The organism is Pseudomonas sp. RC10-4-2 (assembly GCF_050433085.1).
In the GTDB taxonomy this organism is placed as follows: domain Bacteria; phylum Pseudomonadota; class Gammaproteobacteria; order Pseudomonadales; family Pseudomonadaceae; genus Pseudomonas; species Pseudomonas aeruginosa.
Window position 1 is genome coordinate 833,896 of sequence record NZ_JBNPXX010000001.1, and the last position, 22,591, is coordinate 856,486.

General features: G+C 67.0%; 23 protein-coding genes. 10 read left to right on the top strand and 13 right to left on the bottom strand.

Annotated elements, in window-relative coordinates:
* Positions 1 to 34: 34 nt before the first annotated feature.
* The gene (locus FHW81_RS03890) at positions 35 to 1,108 is read left to right on the top strand and encodes a class I SAM-dependent methyltransferase (protein WP_003092054.1); all 1,074 of its coding nucleotides are present in this window, start codon (positions 35 to 37) and stop codon (positions 1,106 to 1,108) included.
* Between the two features lie 198 nt (positions 1,109 to 1,306).
* Here FHW81_RS03890 and FHW81_RS03895 read toward each other — a convergent pair whose 3' ends face one another.
* The 12 genes from FHW81_RS03895 to metG form a co-directional block, all read right to left on the bottom strand.
* Positions 1,307 to 1,486, bottom strand: a complete 180-nt coding sequence (locus FHW81_RS03895) for a PA3496 family putative envelope integrity protein (RefSeq protein ID WP_003092052.1) — start codon at positions 1,484 to 1,486, stop codon at positions 1,307 to 1,309.
* A gap of 108 nt (positions 1,487 to 1,594) precedes the next feature.
* Positions 1,595 to 2,233, bottom strand: a complete 639-nt coding sequence (gene nth / locus FHW81_RS03900) for an endonuclease III (protein WP_003092050.1) — start codon at positions 2,231 to 2,233, stop codon at positions 1,595 to 1,597.
* Entirely contained in the window at positions 2,230 to 2,946 is a 717-nt protein-coding gene (locus FHW81_RS03905) for an electron transport complex subunit E (protein WP_023091111.1), read from the bottom strand. Before FHW81_RS03905 ends, nth begins: the two co-directional genes overlap by 4 nt.
* Positions 2,939 to 3,583 carry an electron transport complex subunit RsxG gene (gene rsxG, locus FHW81_RS03910; RefSeq protein ID WP_003092047.1) on the bottom strand — a complete coding sequence of 215 codons (645 nt, stop codon included), beginning with the start codon at positions 3,581 to 3,583 and terminating at the stop codon, positions 2,939 to 2,941. Before rsxG ends, FHW81_RS03905 begins: the two co-directional genes overlap by 8 nt.
* Positions 3,583 to 4,617 (bottom strand): RnfABCDGE type electron transport complex subunit D, encoded by a 1,035-nt coding sequence (locus FHW81_RS03915; protein WP_003092045.1) that lies wholly within the window; start codon positions 4,615 to 4,617, stop codon positions 3,583 to 3,585. Before FHW81_RS03915 ends, rsxG begins: the two co-directional genes overlap by 1 nt.
* A gap of 2 nt (positions 4,618 to 4,619) precedes the next feature.
* Positions 4,620 to 6,944, bottom strand: a complete 2,325-nt coding sequence (gene rsxC / locus FHW81_RS03920) for an electron transport complex subunit RsxC (protein ID WP_009876886.1) — start codon at positions 6,942 to 6,944, stop codon at positions 4,620 to 4,622.
* Between the two features lie 5 nt (positions 6,945 to 6,949).
* Positions 6,950 to 7,516 (bottom strand): electron transport complex subunit RsxB, encoded by a 567-nt coding sequence (gene rsxB / locus FHW81_RS03925; protein ID WP_003103780.1) that lies wholly within the window; start codon positions 7,514 to 7,516, stop codon positions 6,950 to 6,952.
* The gene (gene rsxA, locus FHW81_RS03930; protein ID WP_003092041.1) at positions 7,513 to 8,097 is read right to left on the bottom strand and encodes an electron transport complex subunit RsxA; all 585 of its coding nucleotides are present in this window, start codon (positions 8,095 to 8,097) and stop codon (positions 7,513 to 7,515) included. The genes rsxB and rsxA overlap by 4 nt, the downstream gene beginning before the upstream one ends.
* 136 nt (positions 8,098 to 8,233) lie before the next feature.
* The gene (gene tsi3 / locus FHW81_RS03935; RefSeq protein ID WP_003103778.1) at positions 8,234 to 8,671 is read right to left on the bottom strand and encodes a T6SS effector muramidase immunity protein Tsi3; all 438 of its coding nucleotides are present in this window, start codon (positions 8,669 to 8,671) and stop codon (positions 8,234 to 8,236) included.
* The gene (tse3, locus tag FHW81_RS03940; RefSeq protein ID WP_003092026.1) at positions 8,668 to 9,894 is read right to left on the bottom strand and encodes a type VI secretion system effector muramidase Tse3; all 1,227 of its coding nucleotides are present in this window, start codon (positions 9,892 to 9,894) and stop codon (positions 8,668 to 8,670) included. The genes tsi3 and tse3 overlap by 4 nt, the downstream gene beginning before the upstream one ends.
* A gap of 86 nt (positions 9,895 to 9,980) precedes the next feature.
* A complete protein-coding gene (locus FHW81_RS03945; RefSeq protein ID WP_003117530.1) occupies positions 9,981 to 10,781 on the bottom strand; it encodes a DUF4349 domain-containing protein in 801 nt (266 codons plus the stop codon).
* Positions 10,782 to 10,814: 33 nt separating this feature from the next.
* The gene (gene metG, locus FHW81_RS03950; RefSeq protein ID WP_003159539.1) at positions 10,815 to 12,848 is read right to left on the bottom strand and encodes a methionine--tRNA ligase; all 2,034 of its coding nucleotides are present in this window, start codon (positions 12,846 to 12,848) and stop codon (positions 10,815 to 10,817) included.
* Between the two features lie 130 nt (positions 12,849 to 12,978).
* On the opposite strand from metG, the gene apbC reads away from it, so the two are divergent.
* The 9 genes from apbC (at position 12,979) to rarD (ending at position 21,843) form a co-directional block, all read left to right on the top strand.
* Positions 12,979 to 14,073, top strand: a complete 1,095-nt coding sequence (gene apbC / locus FHW81_RS03955) for an iron-sulfur cluster carrier protein ApbC (RefSeq protein WP_003092020.1) — start codon at positions 12,979 to 12,981, stop codon at positions 14,071 to 14,073.
* Positions 14,074 to 14,173: 100 nt separating this feature from the next.
* The gene (dcd, locus tag FHW81_RS03960; protein WP_003092017.1) at positions 14,174 to 14,740 is read left to right on the top strand and encodes a dCTP deaminase; all 567 of its coding nucleotides are present in this window, start codon (positions 14,174 to 14,176) and stop codon (positions 14,738 to 14,740) included.
* A 423-nt stretch (positions 14,741 to 15,163) separates the two neighbouring features.
* Entirely contained in the window at positions 15,164 to 16,051 is an 888-nt protein-coding gene (gene rhlA / locus FHW81_RS03965; RefSeq protein ID WP_060774190.1) for a 3-(3-hydroxydecanoyloxy)decanoate synthase, read from the top strand.
* A gap of 65 nt (positions 16,052 to 16,116) precedes the next feature.
* Positions 16,117 to 17,397, top strand: a complete 1,281-nt coding sequence (locus FHW81_RS03970) for a glycosyltransferase (protein WP_003453539.1) — start codon at positions 16,117 to 16,119, stop codon at positions 17,395 to 17,397.
* A gap of 124 nt (positions 17,398 to 17,521) precedes the next feature.
* Positions 17,522 to 18,247 (top strand): transcriptional regulator RhlR, encoded by a 726-nt coding sequence (rhlR, locus tag FHW81_RS03975; protein ID WP_003119559.1) that lies wholly within the window; start codon positions 17,522 to 17,524, stop codon positions 18,245 to 18,247.
* A gap of 179 nt (positions 18,248 to 18,426) precedes the next feature.
* Positions 18,427 to 19,032, top strand: coding sequence for an acyl-homoserine-lactone synthase (gene rhlI / locus FHW81_RS03980; protein WP_003111059.1), 606 nt, complete (start codon positions 18,427 to 18,429; stop codon positions 19,030 to 19,032).
* Between the two features lie 154 nt (positions 19,033 to 19,186).
* A complete protein-coding gene (gene pheC, locus FHW81_RS03985) occupies positions 19,187 to 19,993 on the top strand; it encodes a cyclohexadienyl dehydratase (protein WP_015649271.1) in 807 nt (268 codons plus the stop codon).
* 93 nt (positions 19,994 to 20,086) lie between these two features.
* Entirely contained in the window at positions 20,087 to 20,947 is an 861-nt protein-coding gene (locus FHW81_RS03990) for a carboxylate/amino acid/amine transporter (RefSeq protein WP_003092000.1), read from the top strand.
* Positions 20,944 to 21,843, top strand: coding sequence for an EamA family transporter RarD (gene rarD, locus FHW81_RS03995; RefSeq protein ID WP_003103767.1), 900 nt, complete (start codon positions 20,944 to 20,946; stop codon positions 21,841 to 21,843). The genes FHW81_RS03990 and rarD overlap by 4 nt, the downstream gene beginning before the upstream one ends.
* A gap of 20 nt (positions 21,844 to 21,863) precedes the next feature.
* Here rarD and FHW81_RS04000 read toward each other — a convergent pair whose 3' ends face one another.
* Positions 21,864 to 22,460, bottom strand: a complete 597-nt coding sequence (locus FHW81_RS04000; RefSeq protein ID WP_003103763.1) for a C40 family peptidase — start codon at positions 22,458 to 22,460, stop codon at positions 21,864 to 21,866.
* Between the last annotated feature and the right edge of the window lie 131 nt (positions 22,461 to 22,591).

Genomic DNA, 22,591 nt, shown 5'->3' on the forward strand with positions numbered 1-22,591 from the left:
AGGCGGCGGTACTGCATATCAACGGAGAACAAGAATGACAAAGGCTAACGAGATCGAAACCGCGAAGGTCAAGCAGTTTTCAGCACGGATCATGGAGGACTACGGCAATACCCTGCGCGGCGCGATGCTCTACATCGGCGACCGCCTGGGGCTGTTCAAGGCGCTCGCCCATGGCCAATGGGTGACCCTGGAAGAGCTGGCGCAGCAGACCGGCTACACCACCCGCTACCTGCGCGAATGGCTGGGCAGCATGGTCACCGGCAACTACCTGGCCTACGATCCGCAGAGCAGGAGCTATCGGTTGCCGGCCGAGTTCGTCCCGGTGCTCGCCGACGAGGACTCGCCTTATTTCGCCGGCGGGATCATCCAGTTGAGCGTGCCCTTCGTGAGCATGGCGCCGAAGATCATCGAGGCCTTCCGCTGCGGCGGCGGTTGCCCCGAGGAATCCTTCCCGCTGGAAACCTGGGAAGGCATGGAGCGCATGACCATGCCCTGGTACAAGCACTTCCTCGTGCAGCACTGGATTCCTTCGCTGGATGGCGTCAAGGAAAAGCTCCAGGCGGGTGGCAGCGTGCTCGATTTCGGCTGCGGCAGCGGGCTGGCCGCGATCATGATGGCCAAGGCGTTCCCCGAAGCCCAGGTCTATGGCTGTGACTTCCACGCGCCGTCCATCGAACGCGCGCGGGCGAACGCCGAGGCCGCGGGGGTCGGCGACCGGGTGCGCTTCGAGGTCAGCGATTCCGATGCGCTGGCGGGCAAGAAGTTCGACTTCGTCACGACCTTCGTGGTCATCCACGACGCGACCGACCCGCAGCAGATGATGAAGGACCTGCGCGAGTCGACCGCCGACGATGGGACCTACCTGATGGTGGAACTCAACCTGTCGCAGGAACTGCACGAGAACATGAACCTGTTCGGTCGCGTGATGTACCCGCAGAGCACGCTGTATTGCATGACCTGTTCGCTGTCCCACGGCGGCGAGGGCCTCGGCGCCTTCATGGGCGAGGACCGCGCGCGGCAGATGGCCGAGGCCGCCGGCTTCAGTCGCTTCCGCAAGGTGCCTTCGGAGTGGCCGCCGCTGCCGGCGCTGTTCGAACTGCGACCCTGACGGCGTTATCCGGGACGGCCGGGACGGCGACCGTCGGATAGCGGTTGCCGTGGCCGCCGCCCGGCGCGTGCCGGCTGGGCATGGCGGTCTCGGCTCGATCGCACCGGTGTTCAGGCCCGCTTCGGCGGGCTTTTCATGGCCCCCGGAAAAACGAAGCCCCGCCAATTGCGGGGCTTGCTTGCGGTGTGGGCGGCGCTCTCACAGGTCGAAGTCGTAGTCCGACAACTGGCGCTGCAGGCGGCGTTCTTCCAGCAGGTTGTCGATGATGCGACGCTTGGTCAGGTTGGTCTTGGCCACCTCGACGCTGGTTTCCTCGCCGTCATCCTCTTCAACGCCGGCTTCGTCGTCGATCTCGAGTTCTTCTTTGGCTTTTGCCATGACATTCACTCCAACTTATGGGGTGGTAATGGCGCACCTTATAGCGACAAAGCCGTGGCTGGTAAAAAAGATTTTTTCAATCGTAAAGATAGGATTTCGAATAGTTGATCAATCGTCTGAAGTCTTGTGCTTGTATTCGCACAGGTCCTCGATCCGGCAGCTTCCGCATTGCGGCTTGCGCGCCTTGCAGACGTAGCGGCCATGCAGGATCAGCCAGTGGTGGGCATCGAGCAGGTACTCGCGCGGCACGAACTTCAGCAGTTTCTTCTCCACTTCCAGAACGTTCTTTCCCGGTGCTATGCCGGTGCGGTTGGCGACGCGGAAGATATGCGTGTCCACCGCCATGGCCAGTTGCCGGAAGGCGGTATTGAGCACCACGTTGGCGGTCTTGCGGCCAACCCCGGGCAGGGCTTCGAGGTCCTCGCGGTTGTCGGGGACCTGGCCGCCGTGCTTTTCGATGAGGATGCGGCAGGTTTCGATGACGTTCTTCGCCTTGCTGTTGTAGAGGCCGATGGTCTTGATGTACTCCGACAGCCCCTCGACGCCGAGGGCGTGGATCGCCTCGGGGGTGTTGGCCACCGGATAGAGGCGGGCGGTGGCCTTGTTCACCCCGACGTCGGTGGCCTGGGCGGAGAGGATCACCGCGATGAGCAGTTCGAAGGGGGTGGTGTAGGCCAGTTCGGTCCTTGGCTCGGGGTTGTCTTCGTGCAGTCGGCGGAAGATCTCCGCGCGCTTGGCGGCATTCATTCAATCACTCCGGTGACGCGGACGCGCTGGCGCTGGGTGGCGGGTACGTCGCCCGCCTGCACCTTGGCGCGTTCCGCCAGGCTTTCATCGATACGGTTCTTCAGGGCGATCAGCAGGCCGAGCATGATGAACGCGCCCGGCGGCAGGATCGCCAGCAGGAAGCCCTGGTACTGCGGGAACGGCTGGATCTTCCAGTCCGCCGCCGCCGGGCCGAACAGCAAGTGCATGTCGGCCAGCAGGGTACCCTGGCCGAGCAGCTCGCGCAGGCCGCCGAGGACCAGCAGGACCAGGGCGAAGCCGAGGCCCATCAGCAGTCCGTCGAAGCTGGCGCGCAGCACGCCGTTCTTCGCCGCGAAGGCCTCGGCGCGACCGAGGATCAGGCAGTTGGTGGTGATCAGCGGGATGAAGATGCCGAGGACCTGGTACAGCTCGTAGGTCCAGGCCTGCATCAGCAGTTCGATGCAGGTGGTCAGCACGGCGATGATCATGACGAACGCCGGTAGCCGGATCGCCTCGCTCACCGCGCCGCGCACCAACGATACCGCGGCATTGGAGCAGGCCAGCACGAGCATGGTGGCCAGGCCCAGGCCGAGGGCGTTGACCGTCGAGTTGCTGGTGCCCAGCAGCGGGCACAGGCCGAGCAACTGGACCAGGCCCGGGTTGTTGCGCCACAGGCCGTTGCGGGCGATCTCGCGGAAATCTTGTTCACTCATGTCCGGCAGCCTCTTCGGGGGCGAGCAGGCGTTCGCGGTTGGCGTCGAAGTAGCGCAGCGCCTTGTGCACGGCGCGGACCACGGCGCGCGGGGTGACGGTGGCGCCGGCGAACTGGTCGAACGTACCGCCGTCCTTCTTCACCGCCCAGCCGGCGTCCGCCGGATCGCCCAGGCTCTTGCCGTCGAAACCGTGCACCCAGGGACTCTTGGCCAGTTCGATGCGGTCGCCGAGGCCGGGGGTTTCCTTGTGCGCGACGACCCGCACGCCGAGCAGCCGGCCCTGGGCGGTGACCCCGACCAGTAGCTGGATGGCGCCGCTGTAGCCATCCGGCGCGCTGGCCTGGAGGATGACTGCGCTGGCCTGGCCGTGCAGGCGGGCGACATAGGCCGGACGCGGCGCATCCAGGCCGAGCAGCTTCGGCGCGAAGGTTGGCACCTGGCTGTCCAGCGGATGGTTGTCGTAGCTGCCCGGCGGCAGCAGTTCCAGCAGGGCGCGGCCGCGCGCCTCGCGCTGGGCTTCGGCGATGCGCGCCTCTGTGAATTGCTGCACCAGGGCCACCAGGCCCACCCCGACCAGAGCGAAGAGCCCGAGCAGGAGGGCGTTGCGCAGCATCGAGCGGCGAGTCGCGGCGTCCATCAGTCGCCTGCCTTGAAGCCGCGCTCGGCCTTGCGATGGCCGTAGGTGCGCGGCCGGGTGTAGTAGTCGATGGTCGGCGCCGCCAGGTTCATCAGCAGCACGGCGAACGCCACGCCATCGGGATAGCCGCCCCAGGCGCGGATGACGTAGGTGAGGACGCCGACGCCGAGGCCGAAGACCAGCCGCCCGCGATTGCTGGTGGCGCCGGACACCGGGTCGGTGACGATGAAGAAGGCGCCGAGCATGGTCGCCCCGCTGAACAGATGGAACAGTGGCGAGCCATGGGAATCGGAGCCGGAACCATTCCAGAACAGCAGGCTCATGGCGAACAGGCCGGCGAGCATGCCCAGCGGCGCGTGCCAGGTGAACAGCCGGCGCCAGAGCAGGAACAGGCCGCCGAGGAGGAACGCCAGGTTGACCCACTCGCTGCCGGCGCTACCGAGGTGGCCGAAGGCCGGGTTGCCGGCGAACAGCTCATCGACGGTCAGGCTGCGGTCGGTCTTCAGCACGTCGAGGGCGGTGGCGTGGGCCCAGGCGTCCGGCCGGGTAGCGAGGCCGAGGAATTCGCGGAGGCTGTCGGGCAGGCCGAGGGCGCTGTCCGGCGAGGGCCAGCGGGTCATTTCCAGGGGAAACGAGACCAGCGCCACGACGTAGCCGAGCATCGCCGGGTTGAACGGGTTCTGTCCGAGGCCGCCGTACAGGTGCTTGCCGAATACCAGGGCGAAGAAGGTCGCCACCAGGGTCAGCCACCAGGGGGCGTAGGGCGGCAGGGCGACTGCCAGCAACAGGGCGGTGACCAGCGCGCTGCCGTCCTTGAGGAACACCCCCGGCGGACGTTTGCGCAGGGCCAGCATGGCGGCTTCGCAGGCCAGCGCGACGAGGCTGGCCCAGGCCAGGTTGAGCAGGGTGCCCGGGCCGTACAGCCAGGTCAGCGTCAGCAGGCCGGGGACGCAGGCGCCGAGCACCAGGCGCATGATCGCCGGGGTACGGTTGGAGCCGCGGGCGTGGGGCGAGGTGGGGCGGGGCAGGGCCATGGTCACTCCGTGCCGTGTTCGGTCAGGGCGCGCTCGGCGGCGCTCAGGCGCGCGCGGGCGGCGGCGAGTGCGGCGGCGTCGGCGTTCGCCAGGCGTTCGAGCTTCTTCAGGGCGGCGCGGGCGTAGGCCAGCTCGGTCTTCAGCTCGCGGGTGCGCGGGTCGACCGGGCGCTTGTCGATCCGCACCAGCTCCGGCGCCGGCTTGCCGCAGGCGTCCTCGGCGGCATGCAGGTCGCGCTCGGCGGCTTGCAGCTCGCCGCGCAGGCGTTCCAGCTCGCTGTCCATCACCCCGGCCTGCTCGGCCTTCTTCAAGGCCGCGCGCTTGCCGACCAGGGCGATCTTCGCCCGCTTCAGCGCCGCCTGGCCGTCGTCGCCGGGCGCCGCGGGCTTCGGCGCGTGACGCTCGAGGCGGGCCAGGGTGGCTTCGCAACGCTCGACCTCGGCGCGCAGTTCGTCGAGGGTCGCCCGCTGCTCGGCGCCGGGCGCTTCGCCGAAGGCCTTTTCCGAGCGCTTGAGCTGGGCGCGGGCCATGGCGGCCTGGGCCTTGGCCTTCTTCAGTTCGGCTTCGTCGTCGAGCGCGGCAGGCGGTGCGCTGGGTAGGTCGCGCGGCAGGCTGGCTTCGGCATCGGCCAGGGCCTTGTCGGCGGCCTCGGCGGCGGCGCGCAGTTCCGCGACCAGGCCATGCTGTTCCGGGGTGTCGTGGCTGAGCAACTGTTTCTCGGCCTTCTTCAGGGCCACCCGCGCCATGCTCGCTTCGATCTTCAGCCGTTTCAGCCGTTCGCTGCCGCTACCGGCCTGCTTGCGCGCCCTGGCCCGCTCGATCGCCGCCTGCACCGGGTCGACCGCCGTGGCGGGGGCGGCTTCCTCGCGCTCGGCCTGGGCGGCGCGCGCCAGCGCGGCCTTCTCCGCGCGTTGGGCGCGTTCTGCGGCCCGGCGCTCCTCGTCGCGGCGCAGGCGAGCCTGGCGTTGCTCGAAACGCTCACGGGATTGTTCGGCCTTCAGCAGCTTCTGCCGCTGCTCGCGGATCTCCGCCTTGGACGCGCGGTAGTACTGCACCAGGGGAATGCTCGACGGGCAGACGTAGGCGCAGGCGCCGCATTCGATGCAATCGAACAGGTTGTGGGCGAGCAATTGCTCGTGCTCGTCGCCCAGGGCGAAGAAATGCAGTTGTTGTGGCAGCAGGCTGACGGGGCAGACCTGGGCGCAGTCGCCGCAGCGGATACAGGGCATGGCCGGCACTGGTTCCGGCAGCTCCGTGGCATCGCCGGCGAGCAGGCAGTTGCAGGTCTTGATCAGCGGCACCGAGAGATCGGGCAGGGCGAAGCCCATCATCGGCCCGCCCATCAGCACGCGTTCCAGGCGTCCCTCGGCGAGGCCGGCGAACGCCAGCAACTCGTGTACCGGCGTACCGATCAGCGCCTCGACGTTCATCGGCCGCTCCAGGGCGCCGCCGGCGAGGGTAGTGATCCGCGAGATCAGCGGCCGACCGAGGACGACGGCATCGTGCACGGCGGCCAGGGTGCCGACGTTCTGGCACAGGATGCCGATGTCCGCCGGCAGGCCGTCCGCCGGGACTTCCCTGCCGGTGAGCAACTGGATCAGCTGGCGCTCGCCGCCCGAGGGATAGCGGGTCGGCAGGGCGACGATGCGATAGGGCCGTTCACCGAGGGCGGCGCCGAGGGCGGCGATGGCTTCCGGTTTGTCGTCCTCGATGCCGACCAGCACCTCTTCGGGGCACAGGATCTGCACCAGGATATCGATGCCGCCCAGCACCTGCGTGGCGCGCTCGCGCATGAGCAGGTCGTCGGCGCTGATGTAGGGCTCGCATTCGGCGCCGTTCACCACCAGCGTATGGATCTTTTCCGCCGGGCGCGCGGCGAGCTTGGCCGCGGTGGGGAAGCCGGCGCCGCCGAGACCGCCGATGCCGGCCGCGCGGATGCGTTCGAGCAACGCCAGCGGACTTTCGGCGCGGAAGTCCGGGCAGGGATGCAGCTCGGTCCAGCGCTCCAGGCCGTCGCTGGCGATGACGATGGCCGGCGCGGGAAGACCGGAGGCATGCGGATAGGGGTGTGCTCCGATCGCCACCACGGTACCCGAGGTCGGGGCATGCAGCGCGGCGCTGACGGTGCCGTCCGGGAGGGCGATGGTCTGGCCCTTGAGTACGGCCTGGCCGACTTCCACGCAAGGTCGCGCCGGCGCGCCGATGTGCTGGCCGAGCGGCACGATGTAGCGCTGCGCCAGCGGCGCCTGCTGGATCGGCAGGGCGGTGGAGCGCTCCTTGTTGGCCGGCAGGCAGAGGCCGCCGGGGAAGGCGTGCAGGGCGCTCATGCCGCTCATGCCGCTCGCTCCCGGTCGCTGGCGATCAGTCGCGGCGACGGCTGGGGCCACTTCCAGTGGCGCACGTCGTCCGGTATCTCGCGCATCTCGATGCAGTCCACCGGACAGGGCTCCAGGCACAGGTCGCAACCGGTGCATTCGTCGGCGATCACCGTGTGCATCAACCGTGCGGCGCCGACGATGGCGTCCACCGGGCAGGCCTGGATGCACTTGGTGCAGCCGATGCATTCGGCCTCGCGGATGTAGGCTACCCGCGGCGGGGTTTCCTCGGCGGCGTCGAGCGGCTCGGGCTCCAGGTCGAGCAGGTCGGCGAGGGCGCGGATGGTCGCTTCGCCGCCCGGCGGGCACTTGTTGATCTTGTCGCCGGCGGCGATCGCCTCGGCGTAGGGCTTGCAGCCGGGGTAGCCACACTGGCCGCACTGGGTCTGCGGCAACAGGGCGTTGACCTGCTCGGCGACCGGATCGCCCTGGACGCGGAAGCGCACCGCCGCATAGCCGAGCAGCGCACCGCCGGCCAGGCAGATCGGCAGCAGCGCGCCGATCGCCAGGAACACGCCGTTCATGGCCGGACCAACCCGCTGAAGCCCATGAACGCCAGCGACATCAGGCCGGCGGTGATCATGCCGATGGCCGCGCCGCGGAACGGCGCCGGCACGTCGGCGATGGCGATGCGCTCGCGCAGGGCGGCGAACAGCACCAGCACCAGGGAAAAGCCCAGCCCGGCGCCGAAGCCCTGGGTAGTGGCCTGGAGGAAGCCGTATTCAGCCTTGTTGGCGTTGAGCAGGGCGACGCCGAGGACGATGCAATTGGTGGTGATCAGCGGCAGGAAGATGCCGAGCACCCGGTACAGCAGCGGGCTGGTCTTCTTCACCAGCATCTCGGTGAACTGCACCACCACCGCGATCACCAGGATGAAGCCGATGGTGCGCAGGTACTCCAGGTCCAGCGGGCGCAGCACGTAGCGTTGCAGGATATGGCTGCACATCGCCGCCAGGGTCAGGACGAAGGTGGTGGCGAGGGACAGGCCGATGGCCGTCTCGATCTTCCGCGACACGCCCATGAACGGGCACAGGCCGAGGAACTGCACCAGGACAAAGTTGTTGACCAGGATGGCGCTGACCAGGATCAGGGCGAGTTCAGTCATACGCGAAGCATTCGTTGCAGGGCCGGGGCCGTCGGGGGAAATCCCTTATTATCGGGTGGGATTGCCCTGCAAGGCTAGCGCAAACACGTACGAAAGACCGGGAGACGGACTGCCGTTGCGTCTCCCGGGGGCGCGCTCACTGCAACCTGGCCCGCTCCAGCAGCGCCCAGGCCAGGGCGAAGGTCGGTTCGCCATCCTCGCTCTGCTCGCTGGCGCTGACCACGATCCACCGCGCGCCCGCCGGCTTGGCTGCCCACAGGCGGTATTCGCTGCCTGCGGAGCCGCCGTCGTCTTCCTCTACCTTGTAGCGCGCCTCGCCGTCGCCCAGGCGCCTGCTCGCCAGGTCGAGCGGGGGCGGCGCGTCCTGGCGCTGGACCTCCAGTTGGCGTGGGTTGCGCAGCTTGCCGCCTTCGTCGAAGCGGAAGCCCTCGGCGCTGCGCCGCGCGTCGAAGCCGACGGGGCGCTCCACCACCAGGCCGTTCGGGTGGGTCAGGGTCTTGTCGAAGTCCACCCCGGACTCCGCGGTGCAGGCCAGCAGGGCGAGGCTGGCGAGAATCAGGGCGACTGTCTTCATGGGAACCTCATTCCAGGGTCGAGGAAGGTGGCGTAGGCATCGTCGACGAACATCGGCCAGCCCGGCGACAGGTTGTCGTCCCAGGGCCGCGAGGTGTATTCCGAGGCCAGCGCGCGGACATTGTCCCGCGGCCAGTTGCGCGGATTGCCGGCGTAGGCGCGGAGATCGATGGAGGGAAATGCGCCGCGGGTCTTCGGCAACTTGCGCAGGTCCTGTTGCGACGCGAGGTTGGCGACGTAGCGGATGTAACGGGCGGTGGCGAAGATGTTGAATTCGTCGGAAGCCAGCAGGGTGGCGACCGCCTTGCGCGACAGGCCGCGGCGCACCGGCTGGCCGAGCAGGTCGGTGAACAGCTCGTACTTGATCGCGGTGGAGACCACCACCTGGCCGAGGCCGATGGAGGTGTTGGCGCTCTTGATGCTGACTGCCGCCTGATAGTCCTTGGCGTCTTCGTCGCGGGTCTGGTCACGCTGCTCGGCGAGGATGATCGCGCCGATCAGTTGCGGCGTCAGGTCGTACTTGCGCGCGGCCGCGGACATGACCTTGGCCCGCGACGGCGGGTTGCCCGGATAGGCGTCGGGGAACAGCGTGCTGATCGGCTGGCCGACCAGCGTCTGTGCCTGGTTCAGCTTGTCTTGCGGCGAAAGCTGGCTCAGGTAGGCGCCCAGGTCGCCGAGCGGGTTGCTGTACTTGGTGACGGTCGCCGGGTCCTTGTTGAGCAGCTTGAGCTGGTCGCCGAAGGCAATGGACGGCAGGTCGGTCGGATTGACGCCGGTGGCGCCGACCCCGCTGAACGGACCCTGGATCGCCTGGCTGGCCACCCCGGTGGCGCCGGCCGCGGCGAAGCCCAGGCGGCCAGCGGCGTCGGCGAGGTCGGCGCAGATGTCGAAGAAGGTGATGGTGGGGAAGTAGATCCAGTTGTCGGTCTGGGTGCCCAGGGGATTGTTGATCAGGCTGCGGATCAAGGCATTGCGTGCCTGGTAGCGCTGCATGGTGGTGCGCCCGGCGATGCTGGCGATCAGCGAGCGCGCCAGTTCCGGCGGGCCCACCCGCTGGAACAGCTTGATCAGCGAGCCGCTCTTGTCGAGTGCGGCGATGGTCGCATCGGGCACGTTGTCGTTGCGGATCGCGGCGATCACCCGGCGGGCTTCCTGGCGGGTCACCTGCCAGTCGTCCCAGCTATAGGAAATCAGTGACTCGATCAGGTCGCTGGTGGCGGTCATCGGTCTTCCTCCTTGTGAGTTGCCAGGCCCGTCAGGCGGTCCTGGGCGAAAGAGCGGACCCTCCCGGTCCGCCCGTATGCCTGGGCTCAGCGCGCCTCGTTCTTGCCGGGCCGCCGCAGCCAGCGCCACAGGCCGCGCAGCAACAGGCCCAGCGGCAGCAGCACGACGAGGAACGGCAGGCTGTAGGCGAAGAACTTCATTGCGGCGATGGTGCCATCGACAAGGTCGTCGAGCAGTTGCCCGGCGGCCGTGGCGAGCTGGCCGAGGCGGCTGTCCGGCTGCGCCTCGCTGCTGAAGCTCAGGGTCAGCAGGTTGGTAGCGATGCGCCGCTGCTGCTGGGCGCCGGCCTGGGCGTTGTCGGCCAGTTGGGCTTCCACCGCGGCGATTTCCTTGGCCAGGGCCAGCAGGTCGCCGACGCTCATGTCCTTGCGCCCCTGGTATTGCTGCAGGGTCTGGTACTCGCGTTGCAGGCGCTCGCGTTGCTGGCGGGTGTCGGCGACCGCCTGGGCCAGGTCCTCGGCGCGGGTCTGCCGGCTTTCCAGCGTGCCGCCCTCGGCAGCGGCCGCGACCAGCTTCTCCACGCCGTCCGGGACGATGCGCACGGTGAGTTCGGCGTAATGGCCGATACCGCCGCGTTGTTCGATGGCGAGCACGTCGCACTGGCCGAAGCGCTCGCTGTTGCAGGCGTCGCGGCTGGCGGCGAGTTGCGCGTCGATACGCGCGGCGGGAAGGCGGATGCCGACGCGGTGTTCGTAGGCGAGGGCGGTGCCGGGTTTGCCCGTCTCGCCCTGGAAACCGGCATTGCCGGAGACGCTTTCGGCGTGTTCGGCGGAGCATCCGTAGAGCGCCGCCAGCAGGACGCCGGCGGCAAGCTTCCATGCGTTCATTCTATCGAGCCCTCCGTGGCTTCGTGGTCTGCGTTACTTGACGCGCTGGCCCGGCTTGGCGCCGCTGTCCGGACTCAGCAGGTAGATCTCCTCGCCACCCGGGCCGGCGGCCAGGACCATGCCCTCGGACACCCCGAACTTCATCTTGCGCGGCGCCAGGTTGGCCACATAGAGCGTCAGGCGGCCTTCCAGGGCACTCGGGTCGGGATATGCGCTCTTGATCCCGGAGAACACGTTACGCTTCGCGTCGCCGATGTCCAGCGACAGGCGCAGCAGCTTGTCGGCGCCTTCGACGAATTCGCACTTCTCGATCAGGGCGATGCGCAGGTCGACCGCGGCGAAAGCGTCGAAGTCGATCTCCGCGGCGATGGGTTCCTTGACCAGCTCGCCATTGCCGGCGGGTTGGGATGCGGCGGCGAGGTCTTCCTTGGAGGCTTCGATCATGGCTTCTACTTTCGCGGGCTCGATACGGGTCATCAGGGGCTGGAACGGGTTCAACTGGTGGTTGGCCAGCAGGGTCTGGTGGTCGGCCCAGGTCAGCGGGGCGACGTTGAGGAAGGCTTCGGCGGCGGCGGCCAGCTTCGGCAGCACCGGCTTGAGGAAGATCACCAACTGGCGGAACAGGTTGATGCCCAGGCCGCAGACGGCCTGGACCTTGTCCTGCTGGCCTTCCTGCTTGGCCAGCGCCCAGGGCGCCTGTTCGGCGATCCAGGCGTTGGCGCGGTCGGCGAGGGCCATGATCTCGCGCATGGCGCGATTGAAGTCGCGGGCCTCATAGGCCTCGGCGATGCCCGGGGCGGCCTCGCGGAAGGCGGCGAGCAGCTCCGGCGCCGGATCGGCGCCGACCAGCACGCCGGCGTTGCCCTTGTGGATGAAGCCGGCGCAGCGGCTGGCGATGTTGACGACCTTGCCGACCAGGTCGGAGTTGACCTTCTGCACGAAGTCCTCGAGGTTCAGGTCGAGGTCCTCGACGCCGCGGCCGAGCTTGGACGCGTAGTAGTAGCGCAGGTATTCCGGGTCCAGGTGGTCGAGGTAGGTGCGCGCCTTGACGAAGGTGCCGCGCGACTTGGACATCTTCTGGCCGTTCACGGTCAGGTAGCCGTGCACGTTCAGCGCGGTGGGCTTGCGGTAGCCGGCGCCTTCGAGCATGGCCGGCCAGAACAGCGCGTGGAAGTTGACGATGTCCTTGCCGATGAAGTGGTACAGCTCGGCACTGGAGTCCTTGCCCCAGAACGCGTCGAAGTCCAGCTCGGGACGCCGCGCGCAGAGGTTCTTGAAGCTGGCCATGTAGCCGATCGGCGCGTCCAGCCAGACGTAGAAGTACTTGCCGGGAGCGTCGGGAATCTCGAAGCCGAAGTACGGCGCGTCACGCGAGATGTCCCACTGCTGGAGGCCGCTGTCCAGCCATTCGGCGAGCTTGTTGGCCACCGACTCCTGAAGGGCGCCGCTGCGGGTCCATTGCTTGAGCATGGCCTCGAAGTCCGGCAGTTTGAAGAAGTAGTGCAGCGATTCCTTGAGCACCGGGGTGGCGCCGGAGATCGCCGATTTCGGGTCCTTCAGTTCGGTCGGGGCGTAGGTCGCGCCGCAGGCCTCGCAGTTGTCGCCGTACTGGTCGGCGGTGCCGCACTTCGGGCAGGTGCCCTTGATGAAGCGGTCGGCGAGGAACATCTGCTTTTCCGGGTCGAAGTACTGGGTCACCGGGCGGGTGTCGATGTGCCCGGCGTCGCGCAGTTTCAGGTAGATCGCGCTGGACAGCTCGCGGTTCTCTTCCGAGTGGGTCGAGTGGTAGTTGTCGAAGTCCACCAGGAAGTCGGCGAAGTCGCCCATGTGCTCGGCGCGCACGGCGTCGATCAGTTGCTCGGAGGTGATGCCCTCGCGCTCGGCGCGGAGCATGATCGCCGAACCGTGGGCGTCGTCGGCGCAGACGTAGACGGCCTGGTTGCCACGCATCTTCTGGAAGCGCACCCACATGTCCGTCTGGATGTACTCCAGCATGTGTCCCAGGTGAATGGAACCGTTGGCGTAGGGGAGGGCGCTGGTAACGAGGATCTTGCGTGGTTCGGACATGGGTTCGGCTTATCGGCTGAGAGCTAAACGGATCGGTCACTATAAAGAAGCGGCGGTTTTTTTTCATCCGCGCGCCACTCGGGTAGGATGACCGGCATCGATTCCCCGCTTAACCCTCAGGAAATCCCCCATGTCCGCTATCACTCGCCAAACGGTGGAAGCCACCCTCCGCCAGTACCAGGACCCCTATCTGAACCAGGACCCCGTCAGCGCCGGCTGCCTGCGCGAGGTGGAGATCCAGGGCGACCGCGTGCGGGTGCGCCTGGAACTGGGGTACGCCGCCGGGCTGTTCAGGAACGGCCTGGCGCAAACCCTGCAAATGGCCCTGGAGGCGCTCGACGGCGTCGCTCGCGCCGAGGTCCGGGTCGACTGCGTGATCCAGCCGCACAAGGCACAGCCGCAGGTCGAGGTGATGGGCAACGTGAAGAACATCGTCGCGGTGGCTTCCGGCAAGGGCGGCGTCGGCAAGTCCACCACCGCCGCCAACCTGGCCCTGGCCTTGGCCCGCGAGGGTGCGCGGGTGGGCATCCTCGACGCGGACATCTACGGACCCAGCCAGGGCATCATGTTCGGCCTGCCGGAAGGCACCCGGCCGAAGGTCCGTGAGCAGAAGTGGTTCGAGCCCCTGGAGGCGCACGGGGTGCAGGTGATGTCGATGGCCTTCCTCACCGACGACAGCACGCCGGTGGTCTGGCGCGGGCCGATGGTCTCCGGTGCCCTGATCCAACTGATCACCCAGACCGCCTGGGACAACCTCGACTACCTGGTGGTGGACATGCCGCCGGGCACCGGCGACATCCAGCTGACCCTGGCGCAGAAGGTGCCGGTGGCCGGCGCGGTGATCGTCACCACCCCGCAGGACCTGGCGCTGCTCGACGCGAAGAAGGGCGTGGAGATGTTCCGCAAGGTGAACATCCCGGTGCTCGGCGTGGTGGAGAACATGGCGGTGCATATCTGCTCCAACTGCGGCCATGCCGAGCACCTGTTCGGCGAGGGCGGCGGCGAGAAGCTGGCGGCGCAGTTCGGCGTCGAGCTGCTGGCGTCCATGCCGCTGTCGATCGCCATCCGCACCCAGGCCGACAGCGGCCGGCCGACGGTGATCGCCGATCCGGAAAGCCAACTGGCGATGCTCTACCAGGAAATCGCCCGCCATGTCGGCGCGCGCATCGTTCTCAGCGAGCGGGCCAGCGTCGGCCTGCCGAACATCAGCATCAGCGACGACTGAGGCGATCGGGCAGCCGTCGGCGACGGCTGCCTTTGCCCTGGGGCGGCGGCCCCGGTAAGATTCGCGATCATTTTTCGCAGCTTTCGACAGGACACCCTCCATGACCATCAAATCGGACAAGTGGATTCGCCGCATGGCTCAGGAGCACGGCATGATCGAGCCGTTCGTCGAGCGCCAGGTGCGCGGCGCGGACGACAGCCGGGTGATTTCCTACGGGGTGTCCAGCTACGGCTACGACGTGCGCTGCGCCGCCGAGTTCAAGGTGTTCACCAACATCCATTCGGCGGTGGTCGATCCGAAGAACTTCGACGAGAAAAGCTTCGTCGACATCAACAGCGACGTCTGCATCATCCCGCCGAACTCCTTCGCCCTGGCGCGCACCGTCGAGTACTTCCGCATCCCGCGCGACGTCCTGACCATCTGCCTGGGCAAGAGCACCTACGCGCGTTGCGGCATCATCGTCAACGTCACCCCGCTGGAGCCGGAGTGGGAAGGCCATGTGACCCTCGAGTTCTCCAATACCACCAACCTGCCGGCGAAGATCTACGCCAATGAAGGCGTGGCGCAGATGCTCTTCCTGCAATCCGACGAGGCCTGCGAAGTGTCCTATAAGGACCGTGGCGGCAAATACCAGGGCCAGCGCGGCGTGACCCTGCCAAAAGCCTGACGCCAGAGCGTTTCGACACCGGAAACCGGGCCTGGCGCCCGGTTTTTTCATGCCTTTTCCGCCAACCCCTCGCTGTTCCCCGCCGGCCGCTCTGGCACGCCTTATCGCGGGCGGGCAGGGGCTTATGCGCAGGCGGCCGCCCGTCCTGTGAAATCTGGCAGTTACCGTTAGCTTTCGAATTGGCTAAAAAGTGTTCATCGGCTACGCGTGAACACGGACGCCAATCGTTTGCGCAGGCCGATCTGCAAGACCCACACAAGCCCCTCGCCTGAAGGGGTACGCATCCGCCGTGGCTGGTCCGCGCGGATGGCCGCTGAGTTACTTGTCTGCCGTTCGAACAATAAGAACGAACTCTACGTAATGCCGGGATACCCGTGGCAGCGATAGCTGTTTGCCTGTTCGAAAATTTTTGGGAGGTGTGAAATGCGGCGCGAAAGTCTGTTGGTATCGGTTTGCAAGGACCTGCGGGTACATGTCGAGCGCGTTGGGCAGGATCCCGGGCGCAGCACGGTGATGCTGGTCAACGGCGCGATGGCGACCACCGCCTCGTTCGCCCGGACCTGCAAGTGCCTGGCCGAACATTTCAACGTGGTGCTGTTCGACCTGCCCTTCGCCGGGCAGTCGCGTCAGCACAACCCGCAGCGCGGGTTGATCACCAAGGACGACGAGGTGGAAATCCTCCTGGCGCTGATCGAGCGCTTCGAGGTCAATCACCTGGTCTCCGCGTCCTGGGGCGGTATCTCCACGCTGCTGGCGCTGTCGCGCAATCCGCGCGGCATCCGCAGCTCGGTGGTGATGGCATTCGCCCCTGGACTGAACCAGGCGATGCTCGACTACGTCGGGCGGGCGCAGGCGCTGATCGAGCTGGACGACAAGTCGGCGATCGGCCATCTGCTCAACGAGACCGTCGGCAAATACCTGCCGCCGCGCCTGAAAGCCAGCAACCATCAGCACATGGCTTCGCTGGCCACCGGCGAATACGAGCAGGCGCGCTTTCACATCGACCAGGTGCTGGCGCTCAACGATCGGGGCTACCTGGCTTGCCTGGAGCGGATCCAGAGCCACGTGCATTTCATCAACGGCAGCTGGGACGAATACACCACCGCCGAGGACGCCCGCCAGTTCCGCGACTACCTGCCGCACTGCAGTTTCTCGCGGGTGGAGGGCACCGGGCATTTCCTCGACCTGGAGTCCAAGCTGGCCGCGGTACGCGTGCACCGCGCCCTGCTCGAGCACCTGCTGAAGCAACCGGAGCCGCAGCGGGCGGAACGCGCGGCGGGATTCCACGAGATGGCCATCGGCTACGCCTGAACCCTTGACCTGCGAAGACCCGGCCTGGCCGGGCTTTGCGGTTGCATAACGCACGGAGTAGCCCCATGCACGCCATCCTCATCGCCATCGGCTCGGCCGGCGACGTATTTCCCTTCATCGGCTTGGCCCGGACCCTGAAATTGCGCGGGCACCGCGTGAGCCTCTGCACCATCCCGGTGTTTCGCGACGCGGTGGAGCAGCACGGCATCGCGTTCGTCCCGCTGAGCGACGAACTGACCTACCGCCGGACCATGGGCGATCCGCGCCTGTGGGACCCCAAGACGTCCTTCGGCGTGCTCTGGCAAGCCATCGCCGGGATGATCGAGCCGGTCTACGAGTACGTCTCGGCGCAGCGCCATGACGACATCGTGGTGGTCGGCTCGCTCTGGGCGCTGGGCGCACGCATCGCTCACGAGAAGTACGGGATTCCCTACCTGTCCACGCAGGTCTCGCCATCGACCTTGCTGTCGGCGCACCTGCCGCCGGTACACCCCAAGTTCAACGTGCCCGAGCAGATGCCGCTGGCGATGCGCAAGCTGCTCTGGCGCTGCATCGAGCGCTTCAAGCTGGATCGCACCTGCGCGCCGGAGATCAACGCGGTGCGCCGCAAGGTCGGCCTGGAAACGCCGGTGAAGCGCATCTTCACCCAATGGATGCATTCGCCGCAGGGCGTGGTCTGCCTGTTCCCGGCCTGGTTCGCGCCACCCCAGCAGGATTGGCCGCAACCCCTGCACATGACCGGCTTCCCGCTGTTCGACGGCAGTATCCCGGGAACCCCGCTCGACGACGAACTGCAACGCTTTCTCGATCAGGGCAACCGGCCGCTGGTGTTCACCCAGGGCTCGACCGAACACCTGCAGGGCGACTTCTACGCCATGGCCCTGCGCGCGCTGGAACGCCTCGGCGCGCGTGGGATCTTCCTCACCGGCGCCGGCCAGGAACCGCTGCGCGGCTTGCCGAACCACGTGCTGCAGCGCGCCTACGCGCCACTGGGAGCCTTGCTGCCATCGTGCGCCGGGCTGGTCCATCCGGGCGGTATCGGCGCCATGAGCCTGGCCTTGGCGGCGGGGGTGCCGCAGGTGCTGCTGCCCTGCGCCCACGACCAGTTCGACAATGCCGAACGGCTGGTCCGGCTCGGCTGCGGGATGCGCCTGGGCGTGCCGTTGCGCGAGCAGGAGTTGCGCGGGGCGCTGTGGCGCTTGCTCGAGGACCCGGCCATGGCGGCGGCCTGTCGGCGTTTCATGGAATTGTCACAACCGCACAGTATCGCTTGCGGTAAAGCGGCCCAGGTGGTCGAACGTTGTCATAGGGAGGGGGATGCGCGATGGCTGAAGGCTGCGTCCTGAACGGTGCTGGCATAACAGATAGGGTTGCCATGATTTTGCCGTATCGGCAAGGCTGCGCGCTTGACAGCGTCATACCCCGGGCCAATTCTGCTGTGATGCATTTTATCGATCAGGGCTTACTGCAATGAGGAATGACGGAGGCTTTTTGCTGTGGTGGGACGGTTTGCGTAGCGAGATGCAGCCGATCCACGACAGCCAGGGCGTGTTCGCCGTCCTGGAAAAGGAAGTGCGGCGCCTGGGCTTCGATTACTACGCCTATGGCGTGCGCCATACGATTCCCTTCACCCGGCCGAAGACCGAGGTCCATGGCACCTATCCCAAGGCCTGGCTGGAGCGATACCAGATGCAGAACTACGGGGCCGTGGATCCGGCGATCCTCAACGGCCTGCGCTCCTCGGAAATGGTAGTCTGGAGCGACAGCCTGTTCGACCAGAGCCGGATGCTCTGGAACGAGGCTCGCGATTGGGGCCTCTGTGTCGGCGCGACCTTGCCGATCCGCGCGCCGAACAATTTGCTCAGCGTGCTTTCCGTGGCGCGCGACCAGCAGAATATCTCCAGCTTCGAGCGCGAGGAAATACGCCTGCGGCTGCGTTGCATGATCGAGTTGCTGACCCAGAAGCTGACCGATCTGGAGCATCCGATGCTGATGTCCAACCCGGTCTGCCTGAGCCATCGCGAACGCGAGATCCTGCAATGGACCGCCGACGGCAAGAGCTCCGGGGAAATCGCCATCATCCTGAGCATCTCCGAGAGCACGGTGAACTTCCACCACAAGAACATCCAGAAGAAGTTCGACGCGCCGAACAAGACGCTGGCTGCCGCCTACGCCGCGGCGCTGGGCCTCATCTGATGCTTAGGGCGCGCCGGCTGGCGCGCCCTACCAGATCTGGCAGGTTGCCTGCCGTTCATCCTCCTTTAGTCTTCCCCCTCATGTGTGTGCTGGTATGTCCTCCGACTGAGAGGGCCCAGGAGTATCAGGGTAGGGATGCCGCCTTTTTTTCTCGGCCGGCACGACACGGGGACTTGGTCATGATCGAATTGCTCTCTGAATCGCTGGAAGGGCTTTCCGCCGCCATGATCGCCGAGCTGGGACGCTACCGGCATCAGGTCTTCATCGAGAAGCTGGGCTGGGACGTGGTCTCCACCTCCAGGGTCCGCGACCAGGAGTTCGACCAGTTCGACCATCCGCAAACCCGCTACATCGTCGCCATGGGCCGCCAGGGTATCTGCGGTTGTGCCCGCCTGTTGCCGACGACCGACGCCTACCTGCTCAAGGAAGTCTTCGCCTACCTGTGCAGCGAAACCCCGCCCAGCGATCCGTCGGTATGGGAGCTTTCGCGCTACGCCGCCAGCGCGGCGGACGATCCGCAACTGGCGATGAAGATATTCTGGTCCAGCCTGCAATGCGCCTGGTACCTGGGCGCCAGTTCGGTGGTGGCGGTGACCACCACGGCCATGGAGCGCTATTTCGTTCGCAACGGCGTGATCCTCCAGCGCCTCGGCCCGCCGCAGAAGGTCAAGGGCGAGACGCTGGTCGCGATCAGCTTCCCGGCCTACCAGGAGCGCGGCCTGGAGATGCTGCTGCGCTACCACCCGGAATGGCTGCAGGGCGTACCGCTGTCGATGGCGGTGTGAGGTCGTCAGCCATTTCGCGCACTTTTTTCCGCTTCTCCTGCCGCATGCTCGGCCCGCGCCCCGGCGTCATCGGGCGTTCCCCTGCATTCCGGGATTTGGCCGCGGCTGCCGACTTGCGTAGTCTCTCTGCGGTCCGCCATCCCGAGGAGTCGCCATGCCGAAGTCATTCCGCCATCTCGTCCAGGCCCTGGCCTGCCTTGCGCTGCTGGCCAGCGCCAGCCTCCAGGCGCAGGAGAGCCGCCTCGACCGCATCCTCGAAAGCGGCGTGCTGCGCGTCGCCACCACTGGCGACTACAAGCCCTTCAGCTACCGCACGGAAGAGGGCGGTTACGCCGGTTTCGACGTGGACATGGCGCAGCGCCTGGCCGAGAGCCTGGGGGCCAAGCTGGTAGTGGTGCCGACCAGTTGGCCGAACCTGATGCGCGATTTCGCCGACGACCGCTTCGACATCGCCATGAGCGGCATCTCGATCAACCTGGAGCGCCAGCGCCAGGCGTATTTCTCGATTCCCTACCTGCGCGACGGCAAGACGCCGATCACCCTCTGTAGCGAAGAAGCGCGTTTCCAGACCCTGGAGCAGATCGACCAGCCGGGCGTGACGGCCATCGTCAACCCCGGCGGCACCAACGAGAAGTTCGCCCGGGTGAACCTGAAGAAGGCCCGGATCCTGGTGCATCCGGACAACGTGACGATCTTCCAGCAGATCGTCGACGGCAAGGCCGACCTGATGATGACCGACGCCATCGAGGCCCGCCTCCAGTCGCGTCTGCACCCGGAACTCTGCGCCGTGCATCCGCAGCAACCCTTCGACTTCGCCGAGAAGGCCTACCTGCTGCCGCGCGACGAGGCCTTCAAGCGCTACGTCGACCAGTGGCTGCACATCGCCGAGCAGAGCGGCTTGTTGCGCCAGCGCATGGAGCACTGGCTCGAATACCGCTGGCCCACCGCGCACGGCAAGTAATACAGGGCCGGCGAGGGTGGCCGCGGGCCCGCGCGGCCTTCCTTGGCGGCGGCAAAAACGTTATGGTCGGCGCCCCATCCTGGTGCCTGGTCCATGCGTTATCTACTGTTCGTCACCGTCCTCTGGGCGTTCTCCTTCAACCTGATCGGCGAGTACCTCGCCGGCCAGGTCGACAGCTACTTCGCCGTGCTTACCCGGGTCCTTCTCGCTGGCCTGGTGTTTCTCCCGCTGACCCGCTGGCGCGGCGTCGAACCGCGTTTCGTCGGCGGGGTGATGCTGGTCGGCGCGCTGCAGTTCGGCATCACCTACGTCTGCCTGTACCTGAGCTTCAACGTGCTGACGGTGCCCGAGGTGCTGCTGTTCACCGTGCTGACGCCGGTCCACGTGGCCCTGTTCGATGACCTGCTCAACCGCCGCTTCAACTTCTGGGCCCTGGCCGCCGCGCTGGTGGCGGTGCTGGGCGCGGCGATCATCCGCTACGACGGGATCACCGGCGAGTTCCTCCAGGGCTTCCTGCTGCTGCAACTGGCCAACGCCACCTTCGCCGCCGGCCAGGTGCTGTACAAGCGCCTGGTGCGCAAGTACCCGTCCGAGCTGCCGCAGCGCCAGCGCTTCGGTTATTTCTTCGTTGGCGCGCTGCTGGTGGCGTTGCCTGCCTGGCTGCTGTTCGGCGATCCGCAGCGCCTGCCGGCCGGCGAGCTGCAATGGGGCGTACTGGTATGGATGGGGCTGCTGGCCACCGCCCTCGGCCAGTTCTGGTGGAACAAGGGCGCCACCGAGGTGGACGCCGGTACCCTGGCGGTGATGAACAACCTGCACGTGCCGGTCGGGTTGCTGCTCAACCTGCTGATCTGGAACCAGCACGCCGACCTGCCGCGCCTGGCCCTGGGCGGCGCGGTGATCGTCGCTTCGCTGTGGGTCAACCGGCTCGGCCGGCGCGAGGTGCGTGCATGAGGATTTCCGGACAGGGCGTGCTGCTGTCGCTGGCCGCCTCGGTGCTGTTCGTTACCCTGCCGGGCTACGTCCACCTGCTGGAGCCGCTGGACAGCCTGCAGGTGGTGGCGCATCGGGTGGTCTGGTCGATCCCGATGGTATTCCTGCTGGTCGTCGCCACCCGCCAGTGGCCGACCCTGCGCGCCGCCTGGTGCCGGCTGTTCGCCGAGCCCTGGCTGCTGGCCTGCTTCCCGCTGACCGCGGCGATGATGCTGCTGCAATGGGGCATCTTCATCTGGGCGCCGTTGGCCGGGAAAACCCTTGAACTGTCGCTGGGCTACTTCCTCCTGCCGCTGGCGATGGTGCTGGTGGGGCGGGTGTTCTACGGCGAGCGCCTGACGCCGCTGCAGGCTATCGCCGTGGCCTGCGCGCTGGCCGGGGTGCTCCACGAGTTCTGGCTGACCCGCGCGTTCTCCTGGGTCTCCCTGGTCACCGCGCTGGGCTATCCCCCGTACTTCATGCTGCGGCGCAGGATGGGCGTGGACGCGCTGTCCGGGTTCGTCTTCGAGATGCTCTTCCTGCTGCCGCTGGCGTTGGCCGCGCTGTACTGGCTGGGCGACGAGAGCCAGGCCTTCCGCGAGGCGCCGCGCCTGTGGCTGCTGCTGCCGATGCTGGGGCTGATCAGCGCGCTGGCCTTCGGCGCGATGATGGCTTCCAGCCGGCTGCTGCCGATGGGGCTGTTCGGGATTCTCAGCTACGTCGAACCGGTGCTGCTGTTCCTGGTGGCGGTACTGTTCCTCGGCGAGGCGTTCCGTCCCGAGCAGCTATGGACCTACGCGCCGATCTGGCTGGCGGTGCTGTTGACCGGCTGGGACAGCGCGCGCCTGCTGAGGAAACAGGCGCGGCGGGGCATCTGAGCGAGCCGCAGGCGCCGGAATCAGCGCTTGCGGGTGCTTTCGACCTGGGCGAGGGTGGTCGGCAGGATGCGCTTGCCGGCCAGGTAGTGGCGTTTCCAGTAGCTGCTGTTGAGGTCGGAGACGCGGACCTTCTTGCCGCGCCGCGGCGCATGCACGAAGCGGTCGTTGCCGACGTAGATGCCGACGTGGTCGACGCTGCGGCTGCGGATCCGGAAGAACACCAGGTCGCCCGGTTGCAGCTTGCCGCGGGAGACCTTGTTGTTGTCCATGTTGTAGATGGCGCGGGCGGTCCGCGGCAGGTCGACGTCATCGACGTCCTGGAACACATAGTTGACCAGGCCGCTGCAATCGAAGCCTTTCTTCGGCGTGGTGCCGCCCCAGCGGTAGGGGGTGCCGATCATGCTGAAGGCGCGGTCGGTGACTTCGGAAGCGGCGGCCGCGACCACCGAGCGGTTGGCGGACTGGCGGGTGCTGACGACCCGGCTGGGCGACAGGGTGGAATTCTTCGACGGCTTGAAGGTGTGGGTGACCTGGTTGGAAGCCAGGCTGGGCGTCGAGAGGGCGGCCAGAAGGGCCGCGAAGCCTACAGACAGGCATGTCAAAAAGGGTGAACGCATTTCGGCATGTCTTCGCGTGCGTGAATAACGGTCCAGGCTTCCGCTGGTTCGTGGTTACTCTCTGTTCATCGGAGTGTCTTCTGGGTGACCGGAACGAGCCCTCCTGACTCTTCCGACCAGGCCGTCAAACG

Bases quoted from the DNA above. Each gene is read 5' to 3' on its own strand.
- tsi3 (WP_003103778.1), bottom strand. From the start codon at position 8,671: ATGAAGACAGTCGCCCTGATTCTCGCCAGCCTCGCCCTGCTGGCCTGC.
- FHW81_RS03945 (WP_003117530.1), bottom strand. From the start codon at position 10,781: ATGAACGCATGGAAGCTTGCCGCCGGCGTCCTGCTGGCGGCGCTCTAC.
- tse3 (WP_003092026.1), bottom strand. From the start codon at position 9,894: ATGACCGCCACCAGCGACCTGATCGAGTCACTGATTTCCTATAGCTGG.
- FHW81_RS03915 (WP_003092045.1), bottom strand. From the start codon at position 4,617: ATGGCCCTGCCCCGCCCCACCTCGCCCCACGCCCGCGGCTCCAACCGT.
- rarD (WP_003103767.1), top strand. From the start codon at position 20,944: ATGAGGATTTCCGGACAGGGCGTGCTGCTGTCGCTGGCCGCCTCGGTG.
- rhlI (WP_003111059.1), top strand. From the start codon at position 18,427: ATGATCGAATTGCTCTCTGAATCGCTGGAAGGGCTTTCCGCCGCCATG.
- rhlA (WP_060774190.1), top strand. From the start codon at position 15,164: ATGCGGCGCGAAAGTCTGTTGGTATCGGTTTGCAAGGACCTGCGGGTA.
- rhlR (WP_003119559.1), top strand. From the start codon at position 17,522: ATGAGGAATGACGGAGGCTTTTTGCTGTGGTGGGACGGTTTGCGTAGC.
- rsxA (WP_003092041.1), bottom strand. From the start codon at position 8,097: ATGACTGAACTCGCCCTGATCCTGGTCAGCGCCATCCTGGTCAACAAC.
- dcd (WP_003092017.1), top strand. From the start codon at position 14,174: ATGACCATCAAATCGGACAAGTGGATTCGCCGCATGGCTCAGGAGCAC.
- nth (WP_003092050.1), bottom strand. From the start codon at position 2,233: ATGAATGCCGCCAAGCGCGCGGAGATCTTCCGCCGACTGCACGAAGAC.
- apbC (WP_003092020.1), top strand. From the start codon at position 12,979: ATGTCCGCTATCACTCGCCAAACGGTGGAAGCCACCCTCCGCCAGTAC.
- FHW81_RS03895 (WP_003092052.1), bottom strand. From the start codon at position 1,486: ATGGCAAAAGCCAAAGAAGAACTCGAGATCGACGACGAAGCCGGCGTT.
- FHW81_RS03990 (WP_003092000.1), top strand. From the start codon at position 20,087: ATGCGTTATCTACTGTTCGTCACCGTCCTCTGGGCGTTCTCCTTCAAC.
- FHW81_RS03970 (WP_003453539.1), top strand. From the start codon at position 16,117: ATGCACGCCATCCTCATCGCCATCGGCTCGGCCGGCGACGTATTTCCC.
- rsxC (WP_009876886.1), bottom strand. From the start codon at position 6,944: ATGAGCGCCCTGCACGCCTTCCCCGGCGGCCTCTGCCTGCCGGCCAAC.
- FHW81_RS03890 (WP_003092054.1), top strand. From the start codon at position 35: ATGACAAAGGCTAACGAGATCGAAACCGCGAAGGTCAAGCAGTTTTCA.
- FHW81_RS04000 (WP_003103763.1), bottom strand. From the start codon at position 22,460: ATGCGTTCACCCTTTTTGACATGCCTGTCTGTAGGCTTCGCGGCCCTT.
- rsxG (WP_003092047.1), bottom strand. From the start codon at position 3,583: ATGGACGCCGCGACTCGCCGCTCGATGCTGCGCAACGCCCTCCTGCTC.
- metG (WP_003159539.1), bottom strand. From the start codon at position 12,848: ATGTCCGAACCACGCAAGATCCTCGTTACCAGCGCCCTCCCCTACGCC.
- FHW81_RS03905 (WP_023091111.1), bottom strand. From the start codon at position 2,946: ATGAGTGAACAAGATTTCCGCGAGATCGCCCGCAACGGCCTGTGGCGC.
- rsxB (WP_003103780.1), bottom strand. From the start codon at position 7,516: ATGAACGGCGTGTTCCTGGCGATCGGCGCGCTGCTGCCGATCTGCCTG.
- pheC (WP_015649271.1), top strand. From the start codon at position 19,187: ATGCCGAAGTCATTCCGCCATCTCGTCCAGGCCCTGGCCTGCCTTGCG.